Below are 23378 nucleotides of genomic sequence, written 5' to 3' on the forward strand. Positions count from 1 at the left end.
TGTTCGCCGTCTTTTGGCACAATCATGCTGACAGCATCCTGTCAGCATGATTGCAAAACCCTTGCGTAGTACCGACCGCCTTTTTCAGATTATCCAAATCCTGCGCCGGTCGTCGCGCCCCATCACGGCGCAGGCGCTGGCTGGGGAATTGGAGGTCTCCACGCGCACGATCTACCGCGATATCGCGCATCTGATGGGGCAGCGCGTGCCCGTTTCAGGTGAGGCTGGCGTTGGTTACGTGCTTGACACCCGATACGACATGCCGCCGCTTGCGCTGACCCCGGTGGAAATTGAGGCGATTGTTCTGGGCGCGCAGTGGGTGGCAGCCCATGGCGATGAAATGCTTTCACGCGCGGCATTGGACGTTCTTGCCAAGGTTGCGGCAGTCGTGCCCGAGCGCCTGCAGTCACTCATTATTGCGCCGAGCACTGCGGCGAAGCTGCCTCTGGATGCGATCGAGGATGCGGTGGACGCGGCGGTCCTTCGATCTGCAATACGCAAAGAAATGAAATTGCGCCTGCATTATTGCGATCAACGGGGTAAGCTAACCGAGCGTACGGTATGGCCAGTGGTTTTTGGCTATTCGGATACCACGCGCGTGCTGATCGCCTGGTGCGAACTGCGACAGGACTTCCGTCATTTTCGTACGGACCGGATAACCGCGGTAGAAAAGCTGGATGAGCGGACAGGTGAACCATACCACCGCCTGCTTCGCCGCTGGGAGATATGGCGTGCATCGGAACTCGCTCGGCTCGAGGCCCATTAATTCGTTGAACAGCGCTAGATGTCGTGATCCGCAACGGTTTTTGATGCGAAGATGCCCAGAAATCGTACGGCCAGCATCCCGCCGAAGATGAGCCAGAAATCAAGCCTGAAAGTTACGCATTGAGAAAAACAGCGTCTAAATGCGGCCTTTTATGTCTGCCTTAACCGCTATCTGGTCAAGGAATTTAAAGCAGGGAGGTAATAGCCGCTTTATCCGTCTCCATCATAGCTTCCTGAAGTCGCGTGGACTGATGCCGGTTTCCCTGCGAAACATTTGTGCAAAATGGCTCGCACTCTCGTAGCCACTGGTCAGGGCGATCTCGATGATGGACCTGTTGGTCTGTGACAGGAGGTCCTTCGCATGTTCCACACGCCGCCGGATAAACCAGCGTGATGGGCTTTGCCCCATGGTGTTGTGAAATGACCGGCTGAAATGAAACCGGCTCATCCCGCACAACCCGGCCAGAAAATCGAGATCGAACGGTTCGGCGAGATGGGCTTCCATATGATCCAGCGCCTTGCGCAGCTTCCACGCTGGCAGTTGTGCGGGTCTGGACGTGGGCGAAGGCTGTGTCCGGGCATACTGACGCAGAAGATGGACGGTCAGGCTTTCCAGAAGGCCATTTACAAATAGAGAACTGGCCGAATGAGTCGCCTGGATCTCGGCCGCCAGGCCTGTCAGAACGCCAGATATGAATGCGTCCTGACCACCGGAAATGTCGCGCATGGAGAGCCGTGATGAATTAAGCCCCAACGATCGGGCGGCCCGGTTCACGAGAGTAAGCCCCAGATAAAGATGCAGGACTTCAAACGGACGGCCCGGATCAGCCTGCCAGCGCATGAGGTAAGGCGCATTGGTCTGTGTCAGGAAAAATGATCCGGATCGGGCCTCACTTTTCGTCCATTCGCCTGCCAGTTCGCGTTCCTCGATCTGGGCTTCTCCCGAGATGATCCACACCAGCAGAGGCTCGGCCACGGCTGGCACCAGCACTTCATCTTCGTGTTGCGGCCGGCGGAATATCTGTGCCTCGGCCTCTTTCCATGCGTCCCCATGGCTTTGCCCGATCTTCCGGCCCGGAATACGGTCCTCCAGGGCATAACTGGCGGCATGCAGCGAAGAACGATGCGGGTGCGGCATCCGGCTTACCTTTCAGCTGTGCCGTGAATTGTCCAGTCCAACTCACAAAATCGCAAAATTACAATGGTTTCAGCAAGCAGACGACAGAAACCATCTTTCTTGGTCTTTACCTGTTTTCTCGTTCTTTTTTAAACGGAATAGGTGAAGATTAGCATGAATATCAGAGGTAAGGTTGCCCTTGTTACCGGAGCCTCCAGCGGGATAGGCGCGGCAACAGCACGCAAACTTGCGACAGAGGGGGCAATTGTCGGTCTGGCAGCACGGCGCAAGGATCGTCTGGACGCGCTGGCGGCGGAAATCACCGGGGCAGGGGGCAAAGCGGTTGCCCTTCCAACCGACGTGACGGATCTGACGTCATGCAAGGCTGCGGCAGATGCCCTCATTGCCCGGTTCGGCAGGATTGATGTGCTGGTCAACAATGCGGGCCTGATGCCCCTGTCCAACATTGACAGCCTGAAAGTGGACGAATGGCAGCGTATGGTGGACGTAAACCTGTCCGGTGTCCTCAATGCAACGGCGGCGGTTCTTCCACAGATGATCGCTCAGCATTCGGGCCATATCTTCAACATGTCCTCGATTGCGGGCCGGAAAGTCTTTATCGGCCTGGCCGTCTATTGCGCCACCAAGGCCGCCGTCGCGGCGTTTTCCGACGGGCTCAGGATGGAGATCGGGCCAAAGCACAATATCCGCGTCACCTGCATTCAACCCGGTGCCGTGAAGTCGGAACTGTATGAGCAGATTACGGATGCCACCTACCGCAAACAGATGGATGATCTAGCCGCGTCCATGACCTATCTGGAAGGCGAGGACATCGCTGACACGATCCTGTTTGCGCTGAACGCACCATCCCGAATGGATGTCGCAGAACTGTTCGTTCTGCCCACCGAACAGGGATGGTGAGGATCGGAATCATGAAAGAACTTCGGCGAGAGCAATTTCTTTCAGGACATTAAAGTTCAAGGTCGGACAGCCCCGGGTGGTCGTCCGGGCGTCTTCCCGCAGGCCAGTGAAACATTCGCTCTCCGGCCTCTATCGGCAGGTCATTGATTGATGCGACACGGCGGCGCATGAGCCCGGCGGTATCGAATTCCCACAGTTCATTGCCGTAAGACCGGAACCATCGGCCCGCATCATCATGCCATTCATAGGCAAAACGGACAGCCATACGATTATTGCGGAAACCCCAGAGTTCCTTGATCAGGCGGTATTCGTGCTCCCCGTTCCATTTGCGTGTCAGGAAGGCCACGATCTCATCGCGCCCATGGATGAATTCCACCCGGTTGCGCCACTGGCTATCCACTGTATAGGCCTGCGCCACCTGTTCAGGGTTCCGGGAATTCCAGGCATCTTCGGCAAGCCGGACCTTGCGTGTCGCACTTTCAACATCAAAAGGCGGGAATGGCGGTCGTGACATGGATAAGCTCCGTGTGGTGTAGCAGTCATGGTTGTCGCAGCATTGTGTTTCCTTCACGACACTGACGAAATGACAGTGATCCCTCGTTTCAGGACATGGCCAGATCCATTGCCTTTGTCCTTTATCCGGATTTCCAGATGCTTGATGCGGCGGGTTCCGCCACAGCCTTCAGAAAGGCAGGACGTGTGCTGGAGCAGGGTTAAAAGTGGTGGTGAAAGCGATAGCCCTACACAGGGTAGAAGGACGCCTTTGACACCCCCATTACATCCTTAGCTCCCATGCCCGAGCCGGTGGCCGGGTCGAAACCCATGGGACCGGGCCTGCCATGCAATCAGGAAGCCGACAGCGACAAGCCCCATCACCGCCCAGGGGAACGATGCCGCCCCCCATGTGTCGAGCAACACGCCGCCCAGAAGGCCGCCACCGGCTATGGCACTGTTCCACGCCACCACATTCATCGATAGCGCGACATCCGCGCCATCGCCAGCCGCATCGGCGAGCGCAGTCTGGAGCAACGTCGCGGCGCCACCGAATGTCAGCCCCCATACCGTTACCCCGATCATGATCACCGCAGGCGATGCTGATCCGATGGCGAAAGCCGCTGCCACGACAGCGAATATGGCAAGGCTGAGCAGGACGGACAGGCGCAGGGCGTGATCGACCGTGCGGCTGGTCAGCCAGATGCCGATAAGGGCCGCGACCCCGAACAGCAGCAGGATGCGATCTGCCTGTCCCGCCAGTCCGGCTGGCGTCACGAATGGCACGATGTAGGTATAGAGCACATTATGCGCGAGCATCCAGGCCATCACGACACCGAGGACAGACCGCACACCGGGCATGTACAGGACATGCCGGAACGGCAGACGTTCGTTGTGCGCAGCCCCCGGAAAGTCAGGAACCTTCGCCAGTACCCATGCGATCAGCAGCATGGTCAGGCCCGACATGATCCAGAAAGCCAGCCGCCAGCCAACGGCAGCGCCCAGCCATGTCCCGGCGGGAACCCCCAGCGAGAGCGCGATCGGCGTGCCCACCATGGCAATCGCCAGGGCACGGCCCTGCTGGGCGCGCGTCACCATCCGGCGTGCGTAGCCTGCCAGCAACGCCCAGGCGAGACCCGCCGCCGCACCTGCTCCGTACCGGGCCACAAGGGTCATGCCGTAATGCGTTGAAAACGCCGTGATGGAATTGAACACCACGAAGCCTATGATCGCCAGCAGCAGGACCTTCCTGCGCCGCCATCGCTGCGTGACGAGTGTAAGCGGGATCGCCGCACTCAGCGAGCCTATGGCATAGGCCGTCACCATCTGCCCGGCGAGCGCCGGGGAGATATGCAGACCCGCGCCGATCTGAGGCAGCAGACCCGCCGGCAGGGTTTCGGTCATGATGCAGATGAAACCGGTCATGGCCAGCGCAAGCAGGCCGGCAATCGGAAGGCGTGCGTCGGTTTTTTGCGTGGGCACTGTGATGGTGGGGTTCATGGGGTGCTCATATATGGATCGTTCGATACATATATAGGGCGATAGCAGCCTTGGCAATCATTTATGGATCACTTAATATGGAAGTCTTTCGGAAGGAACGATGACATGGCGCGGACCGGGCGTCCCCGTGAGTTTGACCGCGACAGGGCGATTGATGCCGCCACGGCGCTTTTCTGGGCGCAGGGATATGAGCCGACCTCCCTGACGCAGCTCAAATCCTGCATGGGCAACATTTCGCCTGCGAGCTTCTATGCCGCGTTCGGCTCGAAGGAAGCCCTGTTCCGCGAAGTGGTGCAGCGTTATCTGGCCACATACGGGCAGGTCATGGCGCCGTTATGGGATGAAAGCCTGCCCCCGCGCGACGCCATCGAACGGACGTTGCGCAGTTCGGCGCGCATGCAGTCTGCCCGCACCCATCCGGCCGGATGCCTGGTCGTGTGCGGTGCCAGCAACTGTTCACCTGAAAACGAACCTGTTCAGGCGCTTCTTGCGGCGGAACGACAGCGCACGCGCACCGGCATCAGGGCCTGTGTGGAGCGCGCCATCGCCAATGGTGAACTGAACGCGTCCCCGGCGACAGATGTGCTGCCCGATATTCTCACGACTTTTTTCCACGGCATGACATGCGAAGCCCGGGACGGGATGCGTCCGGACACTCTGGATGCGGCCGTCACGTCGCTGCTGACGTTGTGGGATATCAACGCGGTGAAACGGGAAACAGCAAAGCGGCCCAAGAAAAAGCTGACGGACTGACAGCGGCGAGACGATCCGGACCCGGCACGAAAATTCCATATCGGTCGGTCCACAAATCCTTGACCCTGCTTCGTGTCCCTATTATGGATCGGTCGATATGGAAATGGTGTCTGCGGAACCCGACGCCATGCCTCTTCAGGGAATCCGATCATGAGCACATCAAAAATCGCCCTCGTCACGGGTGCCAATCGTGGCATCGGATACAGTATTGCCAGGCATCTTACGGCCGTCGGAATCAACGTGATCGGCACGTATCACGCCAATGCAGATGAGGCGAAGGCTGCTGAAACCGCCCTCAGCCAGAAGGACGCAAAGCTGCGCATGCTGCAGCTGGACATCGCGAACCATGCGTCGTTCACGGATTTTGCCGGGCAGGTCAAAGCCCTTCTTGCAAGCGGGTTCGGGCAGGAGAAGCTAAGTTATGTTGTCCAGAACGCCGGCAACATCATCCACACGCGCTTTGATGCCGCAACGTCCGAACAGCTCGACAATCAGTACAATATTCATTTCAAAGGCCCGTACCTGCTGACGGTAGCCCTTCTGCCCCTGATCCGTGATGGCGGGCGCATTCTCAACATCACCTCTGCCGCGACGCGTTTCTACCTGCCGGATCATGGTCCTTACGCGGCCATGAAGGGCGCAACCGAAGTCATCTCGCTCTATATGGCAAAAGAACTGGGCGAGCGCGGCATTACGGTCAATGCCATCGCCCCTGGCGCGGTCGCATCGGACTTCGGTGGCGGTCTGGTCCGTGACGATGCCGCGGTCAACAAAAGCCTCGCAGAAATCACGCCGCTGGGGCGCGTCGGCCAACCTGACGACATCGGGGCCGCGGTCCGTGGCCTTCTGTCCGATGACATGCACTGGGTAAATGGCCAGCGCATCGAAGTGACGGGAGGCCAGTCACTTTGATTCCACACAGAAAAGGGCAGGGGGTATCTGTATGATCCACGTTATGGCCAGCAGCGTCATCACTGCGCCTGTTTCGTCCGTCTGGGGGCTGATCCGTGATTTTGGTGCCCTTGGAAACTGGTTGCCGGGCGTGAAAGGCTGCGTGATCGAAGGCGATGATCCCGGCGACCGTGTCGGCGCAATCCGCCGTGTTGAAATGGGCGATGTCGGTGTCATCCGTGAACAGCTTCTGGCGCTGTCCGACGTGGAGCATGCGGTGACGTTCTCGATCATTGAATCGGCCCTGCCGATCCGGAACTACCGCTCGACCATCACGCTTCTGCCCATAACAGATGGCGATCGCACGTTTATCCGCTGGCGCGGTCAGTTCGAAGCATCGGCCGAACACGCCGCCAGCATGGAGACCCGGATGCCGACACACATCTATCAGCCAGCCTTCGACAGGCTGGCGGAAATTCTGGCGTTGAGGGAAACACGGTCATGAGCAGCTTTGATGGAAAATCCGTCCTCGTGCTGGGCGGCAGTCGTGGGATTGGGGCCGCCATCGTGCGTCGCTTCGCAACGGATGGCGCCAAAGTCATTTTCACGTATCTGTCGTCTCCTGACGATGCCCAGGCATTGGCGGCCGAGACCGGAAGCAGGGCCCTGCGCGCCGACAGTGGCGACCGGGACGCCCTCATCGCGCTGATCAACTCGCTCGGCCCACTGGACGTGCTGGTCGTCAATTCCGGAATTCTCGGCGCGGGTGACCCGCTGGACATGCCGCCGGACGCCATCGACCGGCTTTTCCGCATCAATACCCTTGCGCCCTATCACGCGGCGGTTGCCGCTGCACGGAATATGCCCGACGGCGGCCGCATCATCTTCATCGGCTCAGCCAATGCAGATCGTATGCCGATGAGTGGGCTTGCAGCCTACAGCGCCAGCAAGGCGGCACTGAAAGGCATGGTCAAGGGACTGGCGCGTGATTTCGGGGCACGCGGCATCACCGTCAACGTTGTCCAGCCCGGCCCCACCGATACCGACATGAACCCCGCCGATGGGCCGCTGAAGGACGTCATGCACGACTTCATGGCGATCAAGCGCCATGCCACGGGCGCGGAGATTGCGGGGCTGGTTGCATATCTTGCCGGTCCAGAGGCTGGCATCATTACCGGTGCAGCATACAACATTGATGGTGGCTTCGCAGCCTGACGGAATGACTGATCCCCACCCATTCGCTGGAAAAAAGGAATGAGGACCATGACCCATTCATCCGCTCATGCCGCCAATGCGGGCACTTTCAGGATTGGCGGCGATCTCGCCATTCATCGGCTTGGTTTCGGTGCAATGCGCACCACAGGCCCGGGCATATGGGGGCCGCCTGCCGATCATGATGAGGTCATCCGCACGCTGAGGCGCCTTCCTGAACTTGGCGTCAACTTCATCGATACGGCAGATTCTTACGGGCCGGATGTCTCGGAATGGCTGATCAGGGAGGCGCTGCACCCGTACCGTAAGGGCCTCGTGATCGCGACCAAGGGTGGTCTGACCCGATCGGGACCGGATATCTGGAAGCCGGTCGGGCGGCCGGAATACCTGCTGCAGCAGGTGCACAAGAGCCTGCGTAACCTCGGCGTCGAACAGCTTGATCTTTGGCAGTTGCACCGGATTGATCCCAAAGTCCCTGCCGATGAACAGTTCGATGCGATCAGGTCCTTCATCGACCAGAAACTGATCCGTCATGCGGGCTTGAGCGAAGTATCCGTCGATGACATCAAGGCCGCGTCAAAGTTCTTTGACGTCGCCACCGTCCAGAACCGCTATAATCTTATCGATCGCACTAGCGAGGACGTGCTCGACTACTGCGCTGGCCAGAACATCGGGTTCATCCCCTGGTTTCCGCTCGCCGCCGGTGACCTCGCGAAGCCGGGCTCAATTCTGGACACCATGGCAGGGAAATACGGCGCGCACCCGAGCCAGATCGCACTGGCCTGGGTCCTGAAACGCAGCCCGGTGATGCTGCCAATCCCCGGCACCTCGAAGGTCGCGCATCTGGAGCAGAATGTCGCCGCGGCCGACATCAACCTTTCTGATGAAGATTTCGCGGCATTAGATTCAGAAGGCCGCAAGGCGTTTCAGTCAACGCCATAGGGAAGGGCCCCGGACAATCACCGTTCCAGTGCCGAGAGGCCGAGGTGATTGTCCGGACGACCCTGACATTTTCGCTTTCGATGCCAATAAGGCTGCTCCAATGAAAATTTATGACTGGCCCACCGGGCCCTATCCGGCCCGTGTCCGGATTGCCCTGGCAGAAAAAAATCTCCAGTCCAGCTTCGAATTCGTGCCGGTAAACCTGTGGAAGGGGGAACACAAGACGCCTGGCTTCCTCGCCAAGAATTATTCCGGAACGTTGCCAGTGCTTGAACTGGACAACGGAATTTGCCTCGCTGAATGTACGGCGATCACGGTCTATCTTGATGCGCTTACCGGGGAACCCACACTAACCGGTCGAACGCCGCTTGAGAAAGGGGTGATCCAGATGATGACAAAACGCGCCGAGATCGAGATGCTGGACGCCATCAGCGTCTATTTTCATCATGCCACACCGGGTCTTGGTCCCGATGTGGAAGTCTACCAGAACCGGGAATGGGGCCTGCGCCAGCGCGATAAGGCCCTACGCGGGATGCATTACTTCGATAGGGTGTTGCGGAAACAGCCCTTTATAGCCGGTGAGACTTTCTCGATGGCGGATATTGCAGTCATCGGGGGTTTTATATTCGCCAAGGCCGTAGAATTGCCGAGCCCGCAGGAGTGCGAAGCACTTTTAGCCTGGTTCGCGCGGATGCAGGAGCGTCCGAGTGTCCGGGCGCAACTGGCAATTGTTCCGCCAAAGCACTGACGCGCAAAGCAATCCCGCACGGCTGGAGAGTGTACGCCTTCATCTGGGACATTCGGATCATTCCGAGATAAAGAAGACAGCAGACATTCATGGCGGGCATGTCACTTTTGATAAATGCGCTGGATCGCCACCGTAATCACGGCCAGAAAGCCTGCACTACCAATCAGCAACGTCAGAAGCGCCGGGGCAAGGTTGATCCGGTCTATCAGCAGACCTGTAATCCACGGTAGGATACCGCCAAGCAGATAGCCACCCGTCTGGGTTAGCCCGGCTAGCCGTGTCGCCTCTGATCTGTCGCGCGCGAAATCCAGAGGCTGGAGGAGCGCTATCGGGAACAGGCCTCCCGTCGCAATCCCGATCATCACGGGTGCCAGCCATGGCACCGGCTTTGCAAGTAGCAGACTGAGCGTACCCAGAATGGCGAGGCCGGAAAAAATCAGGGCTGCCTTGATGGTTGTAAGTTTCAGAGCGCGCATGATGACATGCATGCAAAAACTGATGCCCGTCTGGAACAGCATCATGATGGCGACAAGGAAGCCGGCCATATGGTCAGAATAGCCCATGGCACCATACAGGGACGGCAGCCACGCTATTGCGACGTAATTGATCCCGGCCTGAAGACCGAAGAACAGCGTCAGTCCCAGAATGCCGCTCCGGCTGATCGTGAGAGCGGGCTGTGACGCGGAGCGCGCAGGCGCAGCGATATCCTCGCGCCATAGCATCCAGCAGAACCCGGCAAGTGCCGTGGGGAGCGCCCAGAAAGCCAGACCCAGCGGCCAGTTCCCGGTGGCGTCACTGATGCGGGGCGTTCCGAAAGCGGCGACGGCCGATCCCACGCCCATGCTGGCAGCATAGACGCTCATGGCCGCAGGCGCGCGGGAGGCAAACTCACCCTTTATAAAACCCGACAGCAACGGTCGGATGATTGCGTCGCCCACGCCTACCCCGACGGCCGTGAAAAGCAGCAGTCCATAGCTGCCACCATCGAGGCGGAGGAGCAGGGCGATCGTCAGAAGCGCCAACGCCATTATCATGGAGCGTCTCAGGCCAAGTCGCCGTTCCAGTATATGCCCAAGCGGAGAGAGGCTGCCCATGCACAGGACAGGAAGTGTGGTCAGCAAGCCCAGTTCTGCGTTGGAGATGGCAAGCGTTCGTTCGATCCGGTCGAGGATAGGAGAGAGGGACGCAATTCCGGTACGCAGGCAGAGACCGGCACCGAAGATCATCAGCCAGGGCAGAAGCGTTTTCGCAGAACGTGTCATGCCTTCTGCTATACAGGCCGATTTTTTATCCAGCGCTCGACAGGATGCCATAAACTGTCGAAAATATGCCAGATGAAGCAATCCCGATCCCTGCAGGCCAGCAGTCTTGCTGATCGCACGCCTCCTACAGAGTTACGTCCAGTGCGCGTGCATGCGGAGCATCATGTGGAAGCAGCGGATGTCGAACCTCATTGTCACGCTGATCTCGGGCAACTTCTGGCAACCACGCATGGCGTAATCCGCGTCACGACCGAAGATGGTCAGTGGCTGGTGCCCCCCGGCCGTGCGCTTCTGCTGCCACCGGGTGTGGTGCATGCCGTTCACAGCCCCAAGGAAACCAGGCTGCGTGCCGTGCTGATTGCGCCGCAGATGTGCCGTGATTTTCTGCCAGCCTGTCGCATCATCGCCCTTACGACGCTGTTGCAGGAACTGATTGATGCGGTTGCCAGATGCCCGGCAGATTATCCCGTTCCTTCACCGGCGTCGCGCATGGTGGCGGTGCTGCTGGACCAGATCGCATCGGCACGTTCCGAACCTCTGGGTGTGCCGCGCCCTTCGGATACACGGTTGCGGCGTGTCACGGATGCGCTGATGGCCTCTCCGGCGGATGGCCGGTCACTATCCGAATGGCAGGATGTGGCTGGGGCCAGCAGTCGGACACTGGCCCGATTGTTTGAAACTGAGGTCGGCATGAGCTTCAGTCACTATCGCCGACAGGTGCAGATGCAGGCCGCCGTTGGCATGCTGGCATCAGGCCTGCCAGTTGGAGAGGTCGCACATACTCTTGGTTATTCCACGGCATCCGCGTTTGCCTTTGCATTCCGCAAGACTCTCGGCAGTCCGCCTGGTCGATTTCGTGATCAGGTTGAATGATCTGATTATCAGTCTGTTTACGAACGAAAGATTTCGTTCTTCGTCGAGGGCATTTGGCCGCGAGGCGATAAGTCCGGCCGGTTGCTCTCGCCTCATCTACGACATTAACCACGGCCGTCATCATGTCCGGTTTGGGCCGGATAGCAGAATGACTGCTACCCGATAAATAGTATGATAAAATCGGCCTTATGAGCGAATGTTCTGCTCTCTGCTCTCTGCTCTCTGCTCTCTGCTCTCTGCTCTCTGCTCTCTGCTCTCTCAAAAGCATCTACCAATCGAATGAGTTACCATTGGAAGTTTTTTCAAACTCGGCTTGATGTGCTTTCAAATAGACTTTCGTTTGATCTTGAAAATTTATCCTCACGCCTTGCGGAATACGTAAATTATCAAGATCATTTTTTTTAATGCGGCCATTAACTCGCATAGTACCATCATTTTTGAATGTTACGAGGTATTTGTCAAATAATGCATCAAGAGATGCGGCCAACAAAATTCCATTATGAACATCGAGTCTTTCAATATCGTTGGAATGCTTCCACGCTTTGATATGCGAAGCCCGAAGGACTTCAGGTATCCTGCATCCAGTGACCGCGCATGTATTATTCCAGCGCTCAAGAAGGTCCTCACGAAATTGTCCTTGTCCAACACGTGCATTCACAAGACGCTGCTTTATCGTTTCGCTTACGTCTGATTTGAGAATATCTGTAATATCATGCGCTATTGCAGTGTCTTCTAAATGTGGCTTGAGCAAGATTTGAAAGCCAAGTGCCTTCAAAGGGTCATTCGTAGGCGGCCCCCCACTTACATTAGGCCCCTGCAGGCCTTTAAGTTCATATGCTACCCGCAGAACTGCCTTTGGCGGAAATGGCTCGAGAGTCCTAGGGTCGATTACATCCCATTTCGTCGAATCCCTATTGGGTGCAAAACCGTTCTTCCGGATGAACGAAAAAGCGTTTTCAATATCGATTGGCGTTAGGGCCATGATGGTGTCCCAATATTATCAGTTAGATACCGGTTGGGTACTAAAGAATATAAATCAAAACATCTATAGTGCGCACCCCGCTCATCAACGCCTGAGCGTTTGGCTTCGAGACCCGGACGGCGGCAGCGGAATGTCCGAAACACGCGCTATGTGGACCTTCATCCGATTAATACAAATGGCCATTCCCACCGCATTCCGGAGGCAGCCTCAACTGCGACCAGAAAAGAGATAATGGAATGATACATTTTGCCTGTGAACCTATTGGCTCCGGATCGAACGGATGTGGGTCTGGTCGGATCGCTTTAAACAGTGAGTGACAGGGCTACGTGAACTTAACTCTTTGGACAGGACATTAACGCGACGAATTGGCGTGATGACCTGCACGGAGCACCCAATCAGAATCTGTATCGATCATTATTGCACGGATTGTATGGTATATGGTCGAATGGAATCTCATCGAATGTATGGAAATTCCATCCCATGTCCGCATACCCCTACCTGGCCCATTGGAAAGAAGAGATCGGCCGAAGCCCGAATGCGATTTACATGACGCTGGCCGATGCCCTGGCGCTTTCCATTCGCAAGGGTGACCTGCGGGAAGGGGACAGGCTCCCGCCACAGCGTATGATCGCGGAGTATCTCGGCACCAATCTGACGACCGTGACCCGCGCGTTTACCGAGGCCCGCCGGCGCGGCCTGATTGACGCGACGGTTGGGCGAGGCACTTTCGTCCGTGTCGGCGCTGGCGAGAGCCACTGGCGCCATACCGGTCCAGCCGTAGTTGACCTGACCATGAACCTGCCGCCCATCCCGCAGGAACCGCCGCTTCAGCGGATTATCCAAAGCGACATCGCAGCCATCCTGAAACAGCAGGATCTGAACAGCCTGATGTCCTATCGGGTCACTGGCGGCACGCTTGAGGAACGCCAGCTTGGCGCAAAATGGATCGCGCCCGTCATCGGTCAGCGGCGAACGGATGAAATCCTTGTCTCACCGGGCGCCCAGAGCGCTTTGGCGGCCATTGTCAGCACCCATACCCAGCCGGGTGATGTGATTGTGACCGACCGTATTGCCTATCCCGGCATCCGGACCATCGCGGCGCAGTTCGACCTCATCCTGGTCGGCGTGGACAGCGACATGGAGGGCATGATGCCGGACCAGCTCGATCGCGTCTGCGCCGAACATCATCCCAGGCTACTTTACTGTATACCGACCATCCACAATCCCACTACAGCCACTATGTCGCTGCAACGGCGCATGGATATTCTGGCGGTCGCCCAGCGTCATCATCTGCATATTGCCGAGGACGACCCCTACAGCCTGCTGATGGACACTCCACCACCGGCGCTGGCAGCCCTCGACCATAGCCGTGTCAGCTACGTGGCGACCCTCGCCAAGACGCTCAGCCCCGGCCTGCGCACGGCCTATGTCGCCCTGCCCAATGCGGACATGACCCGACGGGTCGCGGCGGCCATTCGGGCCATTGCGCTCACCAATGCAGGTCTGCTCAGCGCGCTCACGGCGCGATGGATGCAGACAGGGCAGGCGCATACAATCCTGCACGCCATCCAGAAAGAACTGCGCCTGCGCCAGTCCATTGCCCGCAGGGTGCTGGGGGAGGGGCATTGCATGAGCCCCGACGGGCCGCATGTGTGGCTGAAACTGCCGGACTGGTGGGGCAGTGCGGATTTTGTGGCGTATGCCCGCAGGCGAGGCCTGGCGCTGGTGCCCAGCACCGTTTTCACCATCAGCGGCGAGCCGCCGCAGCGGGCGCGGATTGCATTGGGCAGCGCACCGGATGCTGCAAGCCTTGAGGAATCCCTGCATGGCGTGCTGTCGGTGTTGCAGCATAAGCGCTCACCCGGCTTTGCCGATATTGTGTGACCTGCGCGCAGCGTCAGGAATCGACGGGGACATCTGATTCCGGGGTGCGCCATGCGGGCGCATGGAAAAACAAAAAGGCACTTCATTCACGACTGCGTGATTATAAAATCAAGCTAAAACAGATCCTTATGGATACCCCTTACGATTGTATGGTTGTCGTATATTTTTTGTATGTCTCTGTCTTGGCAGGATGGCGGCATGTAATCTGATTTGAGCCGTTTGTACCCTTTTCATAAGGCATACAATATTTTGGCTCTCTGCCATCCCGTGCCACGTTTGCCTCGGCAACGCGGTCAGCCCCGGCTCCCTGCCGGAGACCGCAGCACACGGGAGATATACCATGCCGAAAGTCGAACACGCTCCGTACAAAGACGGCGATTGCTTCGTCAATTATGAAAACAAGGTCTTCGAGGACGTCAAAGCCAAACCCGGCGAAAAAGCCCTCATCACCTTCCACACCGTCGCCAATGAAGGTTCGGTCGGATTTGTAAACCTGCTGCAGGCCACACGCCTGATCCGCAAGGGCTTCGAGACATCGGTGCTGCTGTATGGGCCGGGTGTAACCCTTGGTGTGCAGCGCGGCTTTCCCCGTCTGGGCGACGAAGCTTTTCCGGGGCACATGAACTGCAACAAGCAGATCGCGAAAATCCTTGAGGAAGGCGGAAAGGTCTATGCCTGCCGCTTCGCGCTCCAGGCCCTCTACGGCTACGGCGAGCAGAACCTGATCCCCGGCATCACGCCCATCAACCCGCAGGACGTGCTCGACATCATCCTGCTGGCCCGTCGCGACAACGCCTTCATCCTCAATACCTGGACCCTCTGAAGGCCGAAGGGAGGACCGCACGCCATGTCCCGTATCGTTCGCGCCGCAGCCATCCAGATCAGTCCCGTCCTTGGTGACGATGGTCTGGGGACTGCCCGGAAAGTCTGTCAGGCCATCCGCGAGGCCGCCGAAAAAGGCGTGAAACTGGCGGTCTTTCCCGAAACCTTTGTGCCGTACTACCCCTATTTCTCGTTCATCCAGTCGCCTTTCCGCTTCGGTGGGGAGCATCTGGCGCTTTACGAACGCGCCGTCGTCATTCCCGGTCCGGTCACCGACATGGTGGCAGAGGCCGCGCACCAGACCGGCATGGTCGTGGTGCTGGGCGTGAACGAGCGCGATTTCGGCACGCTCTACAACACGCAGATCATCTTCGACGCCACGGGTGAAATTCTGCTCAAGCGCCGCAAGATCACGCCCACCTACCATGAGCGCATGGTCTGGGGGCAGGGCGATGGTGCAGGGCTGAAAGTGGTGGACAGTGCCGCCGGTCGCATTGGCGTACTGGCCTGCTGGGAGCATTACAATCCGCTCGCCCGCTACGCGCTGATGACCCAGCACGAGGAAATCCACTGCGCGCAGTTCCCCGGCTCGCTGGTCGGGCAGATCTTTGCCGACCAGATGGAAGTCACCATCCGGCATCACGCGCTGGAATCCGGCTGCTTTGTGGTGAACGCCACGGGTTGGCTTACCGAAGAGCAGATCAAGGAAATAGCGGGCGACCCTGCGCTGGAAGGGCCGCTGCGTGGTGGGTGCTTCACGGCCATCGTCTCGCCCGAAGGGAAACTGCTCGGCACACCGCTGACGGAAGGCGAGGGGATGGTGATTGCCGATCTCGACTTCGCCCTGATTACCAAGCGCAAGCGGATGATGGATTCCGTAGGGCATTACGCACGGCCCGAACTGCTCAGCCTGCTTCAGGACCGGCGGCCCGCCCGCACCGTTCATTACGTTGGGGAAGCCAATCCGGTTCCCACATCTACAGATGAGGCTGCGTCATGACCATTCCGACGCTCGGTACACTTTCTGGTCGCAAGCTCGTTACCGACCTGCAATCCTTCGGGCTGCAGATTGGTGAGCAGACCGGCGGCATTGCCCGCAAGGGAGGCGCCGGTCCTTCGGATCACAAGACGATTACCATTGCAGGCCAGACCGTCATGGTCCCGGTCTATACATCTGGCGCGCGGCATTCACCATTCCAGGCCAGCCCGCCGGACCAGCACGGGGCCAGCACGCTGCTACGCGATGGGCAGACACTGGGCACGATCCATTTTCCGGCCGCCCCGCGCTTTTACGGACTGAGCACGGCGGACGGCATTCCGTACTGGAAGATTGCCCTGCTGCATGGGCGTGACACGCTGGCGACCACGGTGCACCAGACCTGCATCCGCTATGCCGACCGGCGCACGTCCTGCCAGTTCTGCGCCATCGGCCAGTCGCTGGAGGCCGATCGCACCATTGCCTACAAGACGCCAGCACAACTGGCCGAGGTCGCCAAGGCCGCCGTGGAACTCGACGGCGTGCGCGACATGGTGCTGACCACCGGCACGCCCAACGTGGTGGACCGGGGTGCTGCCGTGCTGGCGGAATCAGCCCGTGCCATCCGGGCCGCAGTGGATCTGCCGCTGCAGGTGCAGTGCGAGCCGCCGCGTGATCACGGCTGGTTCCAGCGCCTGCGCGACGCCGGGGCCGACAGCCTGGGGATGCATCTCGAGGCTGCCACGCAGGCGGTGCGTGAGAAGATCATGCCCGGCAAGGCCACGGTCAGCGTTGATCGCTATATGGACGCTTTCGCCAGCGCCGTGCCGGTCTTCGGGCGCGGGCAGGTCAATACCTACATTCTGGCCGGTCTTGGCGACAGTGCCCGAGATATTCTGGCTCTGGCTGAACGGCTGATTGCGCTCGGGGTCTATCCCTTCGTGGTGCCGTTCGTGCCGATTTCCGGCACACCACTGGAAAATCATGCCCCGCCTTCGGCCGATTTCATGAAGTCCGTGCTCGCACCACTCGGGCGGATGCTGCGCGAGGCGAACATGAAATCCACCGACATCCGCGCCGGGTGTGGCCGGTGTGGCGCCTGTTCCTCGCTTTCGGCGTACGAATAATGACAGCGATCCTCGAAGGCGTGGACGACCGCCCGTTCATCCCTACGGAATATGTCGTGCGGCTGGCCCGCACGCCGTGGGAACGGGCTGGCTACCATGCGCTGCGCCGCGACGTGTTCTGCACCGAACAGCAGGTGTTTGCGGATGATGACCGGGACGCAATCGACGCGGTTGCCATTCCCATCATCGCGGCGTGCTGCTTGGCGGGCATGCCGGACCGGGTGGTGGGCGCCGTGCGCATCCATGAAGCCGACCCCGGCGTCTGGCGCGGCTCCCGTCTGGCCGTCCATGAAGACCATCGCAAACTGGGACGGATCGGCGCGGAACTCATCCGCATGGCGGTCAGCACGGCACACGGGCTTGGGGCCACGCGGTTCCTGGCCCAGGTACAGGAACAGAACGTGCTGTTCTTCCGCCGCCTGCACTGGAAAAGCCTCGGGGCCATGACCCTGCATGGGTTGCCACATCACGACATGCAGGCCGACCTCTCACGCTATCCGGCGCATGGCCAGGATCAGACCTGGCTGCTGCGCCCGCAGCCCCGTAACCGGCAGGTGGCATGATGGCACACGAACTGACTACACTGTTGCGCACGCTTCGACACGGTCGGGCCCTTGCGGGCAAGCAGGATATTGCCGAAACCGTCGCAATTCTTGGTCGGGATACCAGCGATGGTATCCGCCTTGGCGATGACTGTGCCGCCATACCGGATGGCGATGGCTATCTCCTGCTGGCCAGCGAGGGGTTTCAGGACAGCTTCGTGCGCGCCATGCCTTGGTTTGCCGGGTATTGCGGCGTGATGGTCAATATCAGTGACATCGCGGCCATGGGCGGTCGCCCTGTGGCTGTGGTGGACGCGCTGTGGAGCGATACGTCCGAGGCGGCCGCGTCCATTCTGACCGGTCTGCATGAAGGTGCGCGCACCTATGGCGTGCCGGTTGTCGGCGGCCATACCAACATGCGCAGCACCCATAATTCGCTGTCGGTGGCGATCCTTGGCCGTGCCCGTCATCTGCTGACCAGTTTCGATGCCCGACCGGGCGAAGTCCTGATCGCCGCCATCGACCTGCGCGGCCGCTGGCACGACCCGCACCCGTTCTGGGATGCCAGTTCCGCACTGTGTCACACTGAGGGGGCGGCACGCCTTCGAGATGATCTCGATCTCTTGCCCGGCATTGCCGAGGACGGCCTGAGCCGCGCTGCCAAGGATATCAGCATGGCCGGACTGCTGGGCACCGCGCTCATGCTGGCCGAATGTTCGGGTATCGGCATGACCATCACGCTCGATGACATTCCACGCCCCGACGATGCACCAATGGAACGCTGGCTGTCTGCATTCCCCAGCTATGGCTATCTGCTGACAGCCCGGCCCGAGGATGCCCGGGCGATTATCGCACGTTTTCAGGCGCGCGGGATCACTGCCGCCATCATCGGACAGTGCGATATGACACGACGCCTTGATATCATATGGGACGGGGAGAAAGAAACCTTCTGGGATCTCGCCCGGATGCCTCTCATGGGGTGTGCGCCATGACCCTCTCCATCGGCATCCTGACCCATTCCACCAATCCGCGTGGCGGCGTGGTGCACGGCATGGCGCTGGCCGAAGCCCTGTGCGACGCAGGCCACGACGTCACCCTGATCGCTCCGGACGTGACCGGAACCGGTTTCTTCCGCACGCCCCGCTGCGCCACAAACTGCATCCCGGCCGTGCCCGAGACCGACCTGCCAACGCTGGTGGAACGCCGCATCGGCGAGATCAGGGACGCCCTGCGTGGGCAGCATTTTGACGTGCTGCACGCGCAGGACCCGATCAGCGCAAATGCACTGGCCGAACTGGTGGAGGAAGGGCAGATACCGGGCTTTGCCCGCACGGTCCACCATCTTGACCATTTCACGCACCCGGTCCTTGCCGCGCGGCAGGAACGGGGGATCAGGGCGGCGGCCGAACTGTTTACCGTCAGCACAATGTGGGAAGACGTCCTGCGCAACGACCATGGCCGCGAAGCCCCGGTCGTGGGCAACGGGGTTGATCCCGTGCGCTTTTCGCCCGTGCCGGACGTGCAGGATGCCACGCTGCGGGCGCGGCATCACCTGCCTGCCGACCGTCGCCTGATCCTGTCCGTGGGCGGGATCGAGCGGCGCAAGAACACGCTGCAATTGCTCGACGCATTTCTCGCCCTTCGCCGTGAACGGCCTGATGTGCATCTGGTTGTGGCGGGCGGGGCTTCGCTGCTGGATCATTCTGCCTACCGCACCCGGTTCATGGCGCGTCTGCGCGAAAGCGGTGCGGCCGATCATGTCACCATCACCGGGCCGGTTGCGGATGAGGACATGCCCGCCTTCTATCGGCAGGCGGACGTGCTGGCCTATCCATCCGTAACCGAGGGGTTCGGGCTATGCCCGCTGGAAGCCCTGGCCTGCGGCACGCCTGTTATTGTGTCGGCAATCGCACCTTTCACGGAGCATTTTTCGGCAACGGATGCGCTGTGGTGCCAACCGGCGCACCCCGACACCTTGTTCATGGCGTTGCGCGACGCCCTGCGCGTCGAAAGCCGTGACCATTTCCGGGTCAGCGGCCCCGCAACGGCCCGCCGTTTCGACTGGGGCCACGTCGCCAGTCGGCACCTCCCTGCATACCGGCGTCTGGCGGCCCTGCGGCACGCAGGTGCCCCTGTTTCTGGAGCTTTGTCATGCCCGAAATGACCTTTCGTGTGCGCTGGCCCGATGGGAAGGAGACTGACTGTTACTCCCCGTCGCTGGTCATAAGGGACCACTTCACGCCCGGTCAGGATTATCCGGTCCGGGAGTTTCTTGAAAAGGCGGACACCGCCCTGACGGACGCCAGCGAGCGGGTTCGCGCCTGCTACGGCTTCCCATGCAGCCGCGCCCTTGGCCAGCTTCAGGCCATAAGGCAGGCCAGTGCGCCTTTCCTCAATCGACCCGATGCGCAGGTGCGCGTCCTGTCTTTCAGTTATTGAGACGAAAAGAACGACCATGACACAGAACGAGAAAAGCATCCCCGTCATCATCGTGGGTGGCGGGCAGGCCGGGCTCTCCATGAGCTGGTATCTCTGCCGCGAGAAGGTGGAGCACATCGTCTTTGAGGCAAAGACCGCCTGCCATTCGTGGGATGATGAACGCTGGGACAATTTCTGCCTGGTCACGCCGAACTGGCAGTGCGAACTTCCCGGTCATCCCTATAAGGGGAAAGACCCGCACGGCTTCATGGTGAAGCAGGAAATTATTGACTACGTGAGGGGCTTCGTGAACTCCTTCAATCCGCCCCTGCGCGAGCACACAGCCGTTACTTCCATCACCCGCCATGAAGGTGGTGGCTATCGCGTGGTGGCAGGTGGTGAGACGTGGCACGCGAAGCATGTGGTCATCGCATCAGGCGCGTATCAGGACGCGGTCATCCCCGGCTATGCCAGCGCGATCGACCCCGCCATCCATCAGGTTCACTCGCAGGATTACCGCAACGCGGCCCAGTTGCCGGCAGGGGCTGTGCTGGTCGTGGGCAGCGGCCAGTCCGGCGCGCAGATTGTCGAGGACCTGTTCCTTGAAAAACGCAAGGTCCATCTCTGTGTCGGCTCCGCCCCGCGCGTCTCGCGCTTCTACCGTGGCCGCGACGTTGTGGACTGGCTTGCGGACATGCACTTCTACGACCTGACGGTGGATAATCACCCCCTGCGTGACGGCGCACGCGATAAGACCAATCATTATGTCACCGGTCGAAATGGAGGCCATGATCTTGATCTGCGCCTCTTTGCAAAGAAGGGCGTTGGCCTGCATGGCACGCTGGAGACAATCCGCGATGAAGTGGCGCACTTCGCGCCGGACCTTGCGGAAAACCTTGATGATGCGGACAAGACCAATGCCGACATCAAGAAATCCATTGACGCCTACATCGCCCGTGAAGGGATCACGGCTCCGACCGAAACCCCTTATGTGCCTGTGTGGGAGCCCGATGGCAGTAACACCCCGCTCGACCTGAAGGCTGCCGGGATCACTTCGATCCTCTGGTGCATCGGCTTCCGTCCGAACTATCGCTGGATCGACGTGCCTGTCTTCAATGGGGCAGGCAAGCCGGTCTGGCATCGCGGCGTGACCGATGCGCCGGGCTTCTACTTCCTCGGCCTGCCATGGCTGCACACCTGGGGATCGGGACGGTTCTCCGGTGTTTCGCGTGATGCCGCGTGGTTGGCCAGCCAGATCACCGGCAAAGATGTGCCTGTAGCCTGATCGGAGTAAGCGCCATGCTTCCATGGACAACATACGAGGCGATGTATGACGCGGCCACAAGCCAGCCAGAACAATTCTGGCTGGAGGCGGCGCAACGCATCACATGGAAGCAGGCACCTGTGAGCGCATGCAGGACACGGGCGGATGGCTGGCATGACTGGTTCCCCGACGCCACGCTCAACACCTGCCATAATGCCGTGGACCGGCATGTTGAAAACGGGCGCGGCGGGCAGGCGGCGCTGATCTGGCATTCCTGCGCCACAAAGGAACGGCAGGTGGTAACCTACCGGGAACTACAGGGCAGGGTGGCCGGGTTTGCCGGTGGCCTGCGCGCGCTGGGGGTGGAGAAAGGCGACCGCGTCCTGATCGCCATGCCCACCATGATCGAAACGACTATTGCCATGCTGGCCTGTGCGCGGATCGGGGCGGTGCATGTGGTGGTTTTTGCGGGTTACGCAGGCCCCGAACTGGCGCGCCGGATTGATGATGTGGCCCCGAAAGTCATCATCATCGCCAGTTGCAGCTTTCAGGGGCAGACGCCCGTTGCGTCCGCGCCGGCCCTGAATGAGGCCCTGGCCAAGGCCACGCACCGCCCACAGGCCTGCGTTGTTGTGCAACGTGCAGCGTGTCCGACAGCCCTTCTGCCAACGCGGGATCATGATTTTCGCACGCTGGAACAGTCCGCACCGGCAGAGCCGGTCACGCTGCGCTCCGAAGATCCCCTATATATTCTTCACACGTCAGGCACGACGGGTCATGCGAAAGGCATCGTGCGTGACAACGGCGGGCATGCCGTGGCACTCGCCCTGTCCATGGATCTGATCTATGGTTGCAAACCCGGTGACACCTTCTTCACGACATCGGATATGGGCTGGGTGGTTGGCCATTCCTACGGCGTCTATGCGCCGCTGATCAGCGGCTGCACCAGCGTGATCGTGGAAGGCGGCGCATCGGCTTCCGCCATCCGCGCGCTTTGCCATGAGCATGACGTGAAATGCCTGTTCACCACACCAACACAGATGCGCCTCATGCGGCAGGAAAGCCGTCATCTGTCAGGGGCCATCCTGCCTGCACTGGCCCGCATTTTCGTAGCCGGGGAATATGCGGACCCGACCTTGCTCGACTGGGCGCGGTCGTATTTCCGTAGGCCCGTGGTCAATCACTGGTGGCAGACAGAAACCGGATGGAGCATTACCGCTCATTTCTTTGGCCTGCCCGAGCGCGAGCCGGTCTCGCTCATGAACGATATCGGACGACCCGCACCGGGTTTCCGTCCGGCCATCGTGCCTTCCATACCCGGTGAACAGTGCGGCGAGATTGTCCTTTCGCTGCCGTTGCCGCCCGGCTGCCTGGCTGGCGTATGGAAGGATGGAGCGATCCATGTTCCCACAGCTTATATGGACGAGACCGGCCAGTATTATCGCACCTTCGACGAAGGCATGATCGAGGCCAGCCGCGCCGTGCATATGCTCGGGCGTTCCGATGATGTCATCAAGGTCGCAGGACGGCGGATTTCCGGCGTGCAGGTCGAAAAGATCATCGCCACCCATCCTGCTGTTCATGCCTGTGCCGTGGTTGCAATTGCTGACACGCTGAGAGGACAGCGTCCCGTTGCCTATGTGGTTCCAGATCCCGAAGCGGAATACGCGCCTTCTGCCGAGGAAATCGTTGCGCGGGTCAACGCAGTCCTCGGACGCTGGATTGGTCTGAAAGAAGTCCGCTTCGTCAGGCATCTGCCGACCACCGTGTCCGGAAAGATCACGCGGAAACGCCTGCTGGTCTCCTGACGTGAGCAGTATCGTAACGGGCTAGAGGGCCTTCTCATGCCTGAACATGCGGTGTGGTTGGATCAACCGGGTCGGCTCT

24 protein-coding genes are annotated in these 23378 nt (G+C 59.8%); 19 read left to right on the forward strand and 5 right to left on the reverse strand.

Annotated elements, in window-relative coordinates; genetic code table 11:
* Positions 1-46 precede the first annotated feature (46 nt).
* A complete protein-coding gene (locus ACE2AA_RS16580; protein WP_395372419.1) occupies positions 47-766 on the forward strand; it encodes a helix-turn-helix transcriptional regulator in 720 nt (239 codons plus the stop codon).
* 222 nt (positions 767-988) lie between these two features.
* On the opposite strand, the gene ACE2AA_RS16585 is transcribed toward ACE2AA_RS16580, so the two are convergent.
* Positions 989-1903 carry a helix-turn-helix domain-containing protein gene (locus tag ACE2AA_RS16585; protein ID WP_395372421.1) on the reverse strand — a complete coding sequence of 305 codons (915 nt, stop codon included), beginning with the start codon at positions 1901-1903 and terminating at the stop codon, positions 989-991.
* A 153-nt stretch (positions 1904-2056) separates the two neighbouring features.
* Between ACE2AA_RS16585 and ACE2AA_RS16590 the strand changes: the two genes are divergently transcribed.
* Entirely contained in the window at positions 2057-2803 is a 747-nt protein-coding gene (locus tag ACE2AA_RS16590; protein WP_395372423.1) for an SDR family oxidoreductase, read from the forward strand.
* A 49-nt stretch (positions 2804-2852) separates the two neighbouring features.
* Here the strand turns inward: ACE2AA_RS16590 and ACE2AA_RS16595 are convergent, their stop codons facing one another.
* Complete coding sequence (locus ACE2AA_RS16595; RefSeq protein WP_395372425.1) at positions 2853-3317, reverse strand: DUF1348 family protein; 465 nt, start codon at positions 3315-3317, stop codon at positions 2853-2855.
* Positions 3318-3586: 269 nt separating this feature from the next.
* A complete protein-coding gene (locus tag ACE2AA_RS16600; protein ID WP_395372426.1) occupies positions 3587-4795 on the reverse strand; it encodes an MFS transporter in 1209 nt (402 codons plus the stop codon).
* A 105-nt stretch (positions 4796-4900) separates the two neighbouring features.
* Between ACE2AA_RS16600 and ACE2AA_RS16605 the strand changes: the two genes are divergently transcribed.
* From ACE2AA_RS16605 to ACE2AA_RS16630, 6 genes are all read left to right on the forward strand, one after another.
* Positions 4901-5548 (forward strand): TetR/AcrR family transcriptional regulator, encoded by a 648-nt coding sequence (locus ACE2AA_RS16605; RefSeq protein WP_395372428.1) that lies wholly within the window; start codon positions 4901-4903, stop codon positions 5546-5548.
* Positions 5549-5698: 150 nt separating this feature from the next.
* Positions 5699-6460: an SDR family NAD(P)-dependent oxidoreductase gene (locus ACE2AA_RS16610; RefSeq protein WP_395372430.1), complete on the forward strand. Its 762-nt coding sequence runs from the start codon at positions 5699-5701 to the stop codon at positions 6458-6460.
* A 31-nt stretch (positions 6461-6491) separates the two neighbouring features.
* Complete coding sequence (locus ACE2AA_RS16615) at positions 6492-6944, forward strand: SRPBCC family protein (RefSeq protein WP_395372432.1); 453 nt, start codon at positions 6492-6494, stop codon at positions 6942-6944.
* Entirely contained in the window at positions 6941-7654 is a 714-nt protein-coding gene (gene bdcA / locus ACE2AA_RS16620; protein ID WP_395372434.1) for an SDR family oxidoreductase, read from the forward strand. The genes ACE2AA_RS16615 and bdcA overlap by 4 nt, the downstream gene beginning before the upstream one ends.
* Positions 7655-7702: 48 nt before the next feature.
* Positions 7703-8593, forward strand: a complete 891-nt coding sequence (locus ACE2AA_RS16625) for an aldo/keto reductase (RefSeq protein ID WP_395372435.1) — start codon at positions 7703-7705, stop codon at positions 8591-8593.
* A gap of 100 nt (positions 8594-8693) precedes the next feature.
* Positions 8694-9341, forward strand: coding sequence for a glutathione S-transferase (locus ACE2AA_RS16630; RefSeq protein WP_395372437.1), 648 nt, complete (start codon positions 8694-8696; stop codon positions 9339-9341).
* Between the two features lie 101 nt (positions 9342-9442).
* On the opposite strand, the gene ACE2AA_RS16635 is transcribed toward ACE2AA_RS16630, so the two are convergent.
* The gene (locus ACE2AA_RS16635; protein ID WP_395372439.1) at positions 9443-10603 is read right to left on the reverse strand and encodes a CynX/NimT family MFS transporter; all 1161 of its coding nucleotides are present in this window, start codon (positions 10601-10603) and stop codon (positions 9443-9445) included.
* Between the two features lie 72 nt (positions 10604-10675).
* Here ACE2AA_RS16635 and ACE2AA_RS16640 point away from each other — a divergent pair, with 72 nt between their 5' ends.
* Positions 10676-11476 (forward strand): AraC family transcriptional regulator, encoded by an 801-nt coding sequence (locus ACE2AA_RS16640; RefSeq protein ID WP_395372441.1) that lies wholly within the window; start codon positions 10676-10678, stop codon positions 11474-11476.
* Positions 11477-11744: 268 nt separating this feature from the next.
* On the opposite strand, the gene ACE2AA_RS16645 is transcribed toward ACE2AA_RS16640, so the two are convergent.
* Complete coding sequence (locus ACE2AA_RS16645; RefSeq protein WP_395372443.1) at positions 11745-12458, reverse strand: HNH endonuclease; 714 nt, start codon at positions 12456-12458, stop codon at positions 11745-11747.
* A gap of 480 nt (positions 12459-12938) precedes the next feature.
* On the opposite strand from ACE2AA_RS16645, the gene ACE2AA_RS16650 reads away from it, so the two are divergent.
* The 10 genes from ACE2AA_RS16650 (at position 12939) to ACE2AA_RS16695 (ending at position 23299) form a co-directional block, all read left to right on the forward strand.
* Positions 12939-14342 (forward strand): PLP-dependent aminotransferase family protein, encoded by a 1404-nt coding sequence (locus tag ACE2AA_RS16650; protein ID WP_395372445.1) that lies wholly within the window; start codon positions 12939-12941, stop codon positions 14340-14342.
* A 340-nt stretch (positions 14343-14682) separates the two neighbouring features.
* Positions 14683-15165, forward strand: coding sequence for an MSMEG_0572/Sll0783 family nitrogen starvation response protein (locus ACE2AA_RS16655; protein WP_110560076.1), 483 nt, complete (start codon positions 14683-14685; stop codon positions 15163-15165).
* A 24-nt stretch (positions 15166-15189) separates the two neighbouring features.
* On the forward strand, positions 15190-16164 hold the full coding sequence (locus ACE2AA_RS16660; protein WP_395372447.1) for a Nit6803 family nitrilase: 975 nt from the start codon (positions 15190-15192) through the stop codon (positions 16162-16164).
* Positions 16161-17267, forward strand: a complete 1107-nt coding sequence (locus tag ACE2AA_RS16665; RefSeq protein ID WP_395372449.1) for an MSMEG_0568 family radical SAM protein — start codon at positions 16161-16163, stop codon at positions 17265-17267. Before ACE2AA_RS16660 ends, ACE2AA_RS16665 begins: the two co-directional genes overlap by 4 nt.
* Positions 17267-17830 carry an MSMEG_0567/Sll0786 family nitrogen starvation N-acetyltransferase gene (locus tag ACE2AA_RS16670; protein ID WP_395372451.1) on the forward strand — a complete coding sequence of 188 codons (564 nt, stop codon included), beginning with the start codon at positions 17267-17269 and terminating at the stop codon, positions 17828-17830. The genes ACE2AA_RS16665 and ACE2AA_RS16670 overlap by 1 nt, the downstream gene beginning before the upstream one ends.
* Entirely contained in the window at positions 17827-18801 is a 975-nt protein-coding gene (locus ACE2AA_RS16675) for a sll0787 family AIR synthase-like protein (RefSeq protein ID WP_395372453.1), read from the forward strand. The genes ACE2AA_RS16670 and ACE2AA_RS16675 overlap by 4 nt, the downstream gene beginning before the upstream one ends.
* Positions 18798-19973: an MSMEG_0565 family glycosyltransferase gene (locus ACE2AA_RS16680; RefSeq protein WP_395372456.1), complete on the forward strand. Its 1176-nt coding sequence runs from the start codon at positions 18798-18800 to the stop codon at positions 19971-19973. Before ACE2AA_RS16675 ends, ACE2AA_RS16680 begins: the two co-directional genes overlap by 4 nt.
* A complete protein-coding gene (locus ACE2AA_RS16685; protein WP_395372458.1) occupies positions 19961-20248 on the forward strand; it encodes an MSMEG_0570 family nitrogen starvation response protein in 288 nt (95 codons plus the stop codon). The genes ACE2AA_RS16680 and ACE2AA_RS16685 overlap by 13 nt, the downstream gene beginning before the upstream one ends.
* A 16-nt stretch (positions 20249-20264) precedes the next feature.
* Positions 20265-21512, forward strand: coding sequence for an MSMEG_0569 family flavin-dependent oxidoreductase (locus ACE2AA_RS16690; RefSeq protein ID WP_395372459.1), 1248 nt, complete (start codon positions 20265-20267; stop codon positions 21510-21512).
* Between the two features lie 14 nt (positions 21513-21526).
* Positions 21527-23299, forward strand: a complete 1773-nt coding sequence (locus ACE2AA_RS16695; protein WP_395372460.1) for an AMP-binding protein — start codon at positions 21527-21529, stop codon at positions 23297-23299.
* Positions 23300-23378: the final 79 nt, after the last annotated feature.

The organism is Komagataeibacter diospyri, assembly GCF_043995075.1.
Taxonomy (GTDB): Bacteria; Pseudomonadota; Alphaproteobacteria; order Acetobacterales; family Acetobacteraceae; genus Komagataeibacter; species Komagataeibacter diospyri.

What these genes read in the sequence shown, in the direction of transcription:
- ACE2AA_RS16580 (WP_395372419.1), top strand. Translation starts at nt 47, where the DNA reads ATGATTGCAAAACCCTTGCGTAGTACCGACCGCCTTTTTCAGATTATC.
- ACE2AA_RS16585 (WP_395372421.1), bottom strand. Translation starts at nt 1,903, where the DNA reads ATGCCGCACCCGCATCGTTCTTCGCTGCATGCCGCCAGTTATGCCCTG.
- ACE2AA_RS16590 (WP_395372423.1), top strand. Translation starts at nt 2,057, where the DNA reads ATGAATATCAGAGGTAAGGTTGCCCTTGTTACCGGAGCCTCCAGCGGG.
- ACE2AA_RS16595 (WP_395372425.1), bottom strand. Translation starts at nt 3,317, where the DNA reads ATGTCACGACCGCCATTCCCGCCTTTTGATGTTGAAAGTGCGACACGC.
- ACE2AA_RS16600 (WP_395372426.1), bottom strand. Translation starts at nt 4,795, where the DNA reads ATGAACCCCACCATCACAGTGCCCACGCAAAAAACCGACGCACGCCTT.
- ACE2AA_RS16605 (WP_395372428.1), top strand. Translation starts at nt 4,901, where the DNA reads ATGGCGCGGACCGGGCGTCCCCGTGAGTTTGACCGCGACAGGGCGATT.
- ACE2AA_RS16610 (WP_395372430.1), top strand. Translation starts at nt 5,699, where the DNA reads ATGAGCACATCAAAAATCGCCCTCGTCACGGGTGCCAATCGTGGCATC.
- ACE2AA_RS16615 (WP_395372432.1), top strand. Translation starts at nt 6,492, where the DNA reads ATGATCCACGTTATGGCCAGCAGCGTCATCACTGCGCCTGTTTCGTCC.
- bdcA (WP_395372434.1), top strand. Translation starts at nt 6,941, where the DNA reads ATGAGCAGCTTTGATGGAAAATCCGTCCTCGTGCTGGGCGGCAGTCGT.
- ACE2AA_RS16625 (WP_395372435.1), top strand. Translation starts at nt 7,703, where the DNA reads ATGACCCATTCATCCGCTCATGCCGCCAATGCGGGCACTTTCAGGATT.
- ACE2AA_RS16630 (WP_395372437.1), top strand. Translation starts at nt 8,694, where the DNA reads ATGAAAATTTATGACTGGCCCACCGGGCCCTATCCGGCCCGTGTCCGG.
- ACE2AA_RS16635 (WP_395372439.1), bottom strand. Translation starts at nt 10,603, where the DNA reads ATGACACGTTCTGCGAAAACGCTTCTGCCCTGGCTGATGATCTTCGGT.
- ACE2AA_RS16640 (WP_395372441.1), top strand. Translation starts at nt 10,676, where the DNA reads ATGAAGCAATCCCGATCCCTGCAGGCCAGCAGTCTTGCTGATCGCACG.
- ACE2AA_RS16645 (WP_395372443.1), bottom strand. Translation starts at nt 12,458, where the DNA reads ATGGCCCTAACGCCAATCGATATTGAAAACGCTTTTTCGTTCATCCGG.
- ACE2AA_RS16650 (WP_395372445.1), top strand. Translation starts at nt 12,939, where the DNA reads ATGTCCGCATACCCCTACCTGGCCCATTGGAAAGAAGAGATCGGCCGA.
- ACE2AA_RS16655 (WP_110560076.1), top strand. Translation starts at nt 14,683, where the DNA reads ATGCCGAAAGTCGAACACGCTCCGTACAAAGACGGCGATTGCTTCGTC.
- ACE2AA_RS16660 (WP_395372447.1), top strand. Translation starts at nt 15,190, where the DNA reads ATGTCCCGTATCGTTCGCGCCGCAGCCATCCAGATCAGTCCCGTCCTT.
- ACE2AA_RS16665 (WP_395372449.1), top strand. Translation starts at nt 16,161, where the DNA reads ATGACCATTCCGACGCTCGGTACACTTTCTGGTCGCAAGCTCGTTACC.
- ACE2AA_RS16670 (WP_395372451.1), top strand. Translation starts at nt 17,267, where the DNA reads ATGACAGCGATCCTCGAAGGCGTGGACGACCGCCCGTTCATCCCTACG.
- ACE2AA_RS16675 (WP_395372453.1), top strand. Translation starts at nt 17,827, where the DNA reads ATGATGGCACACGAACTGACTACACTGTTGCGCACGCTTCGACACGGT.
- ACE2AA_RS16680 (WP_395372456.1), top strand. Translation starts at nt 18,798, where the DNA reads ATGACCCTCTCCATCGGCATCCTGACCCATTCCACCAATCCGCGTGGC.
- ACE2AA_RS16685 (WP_395372458.1), top strand. Translation starts at nt 19,961, where the DNA reads ATGCCCGAAATGACCTTTCGTGTGCGCTGGCCCGATGGGAAGGAGACT.
- ACE2AA_RS16690 (WP_395372459.1), top strand. Translation starts at nt 20,265, where the DNA reads ATGACACAGAACGAGAAAAGCATCCCCGTCATCATCGTGGGTGGCGGG.
- ACE2AA_RS16695 (WP_395372460.1), top strand. Translation starts at nt 21,527, where the DNA reads ATGCTTCCATGGACAACATACGAGGCGATGTATGACGCGGCCACAAGC.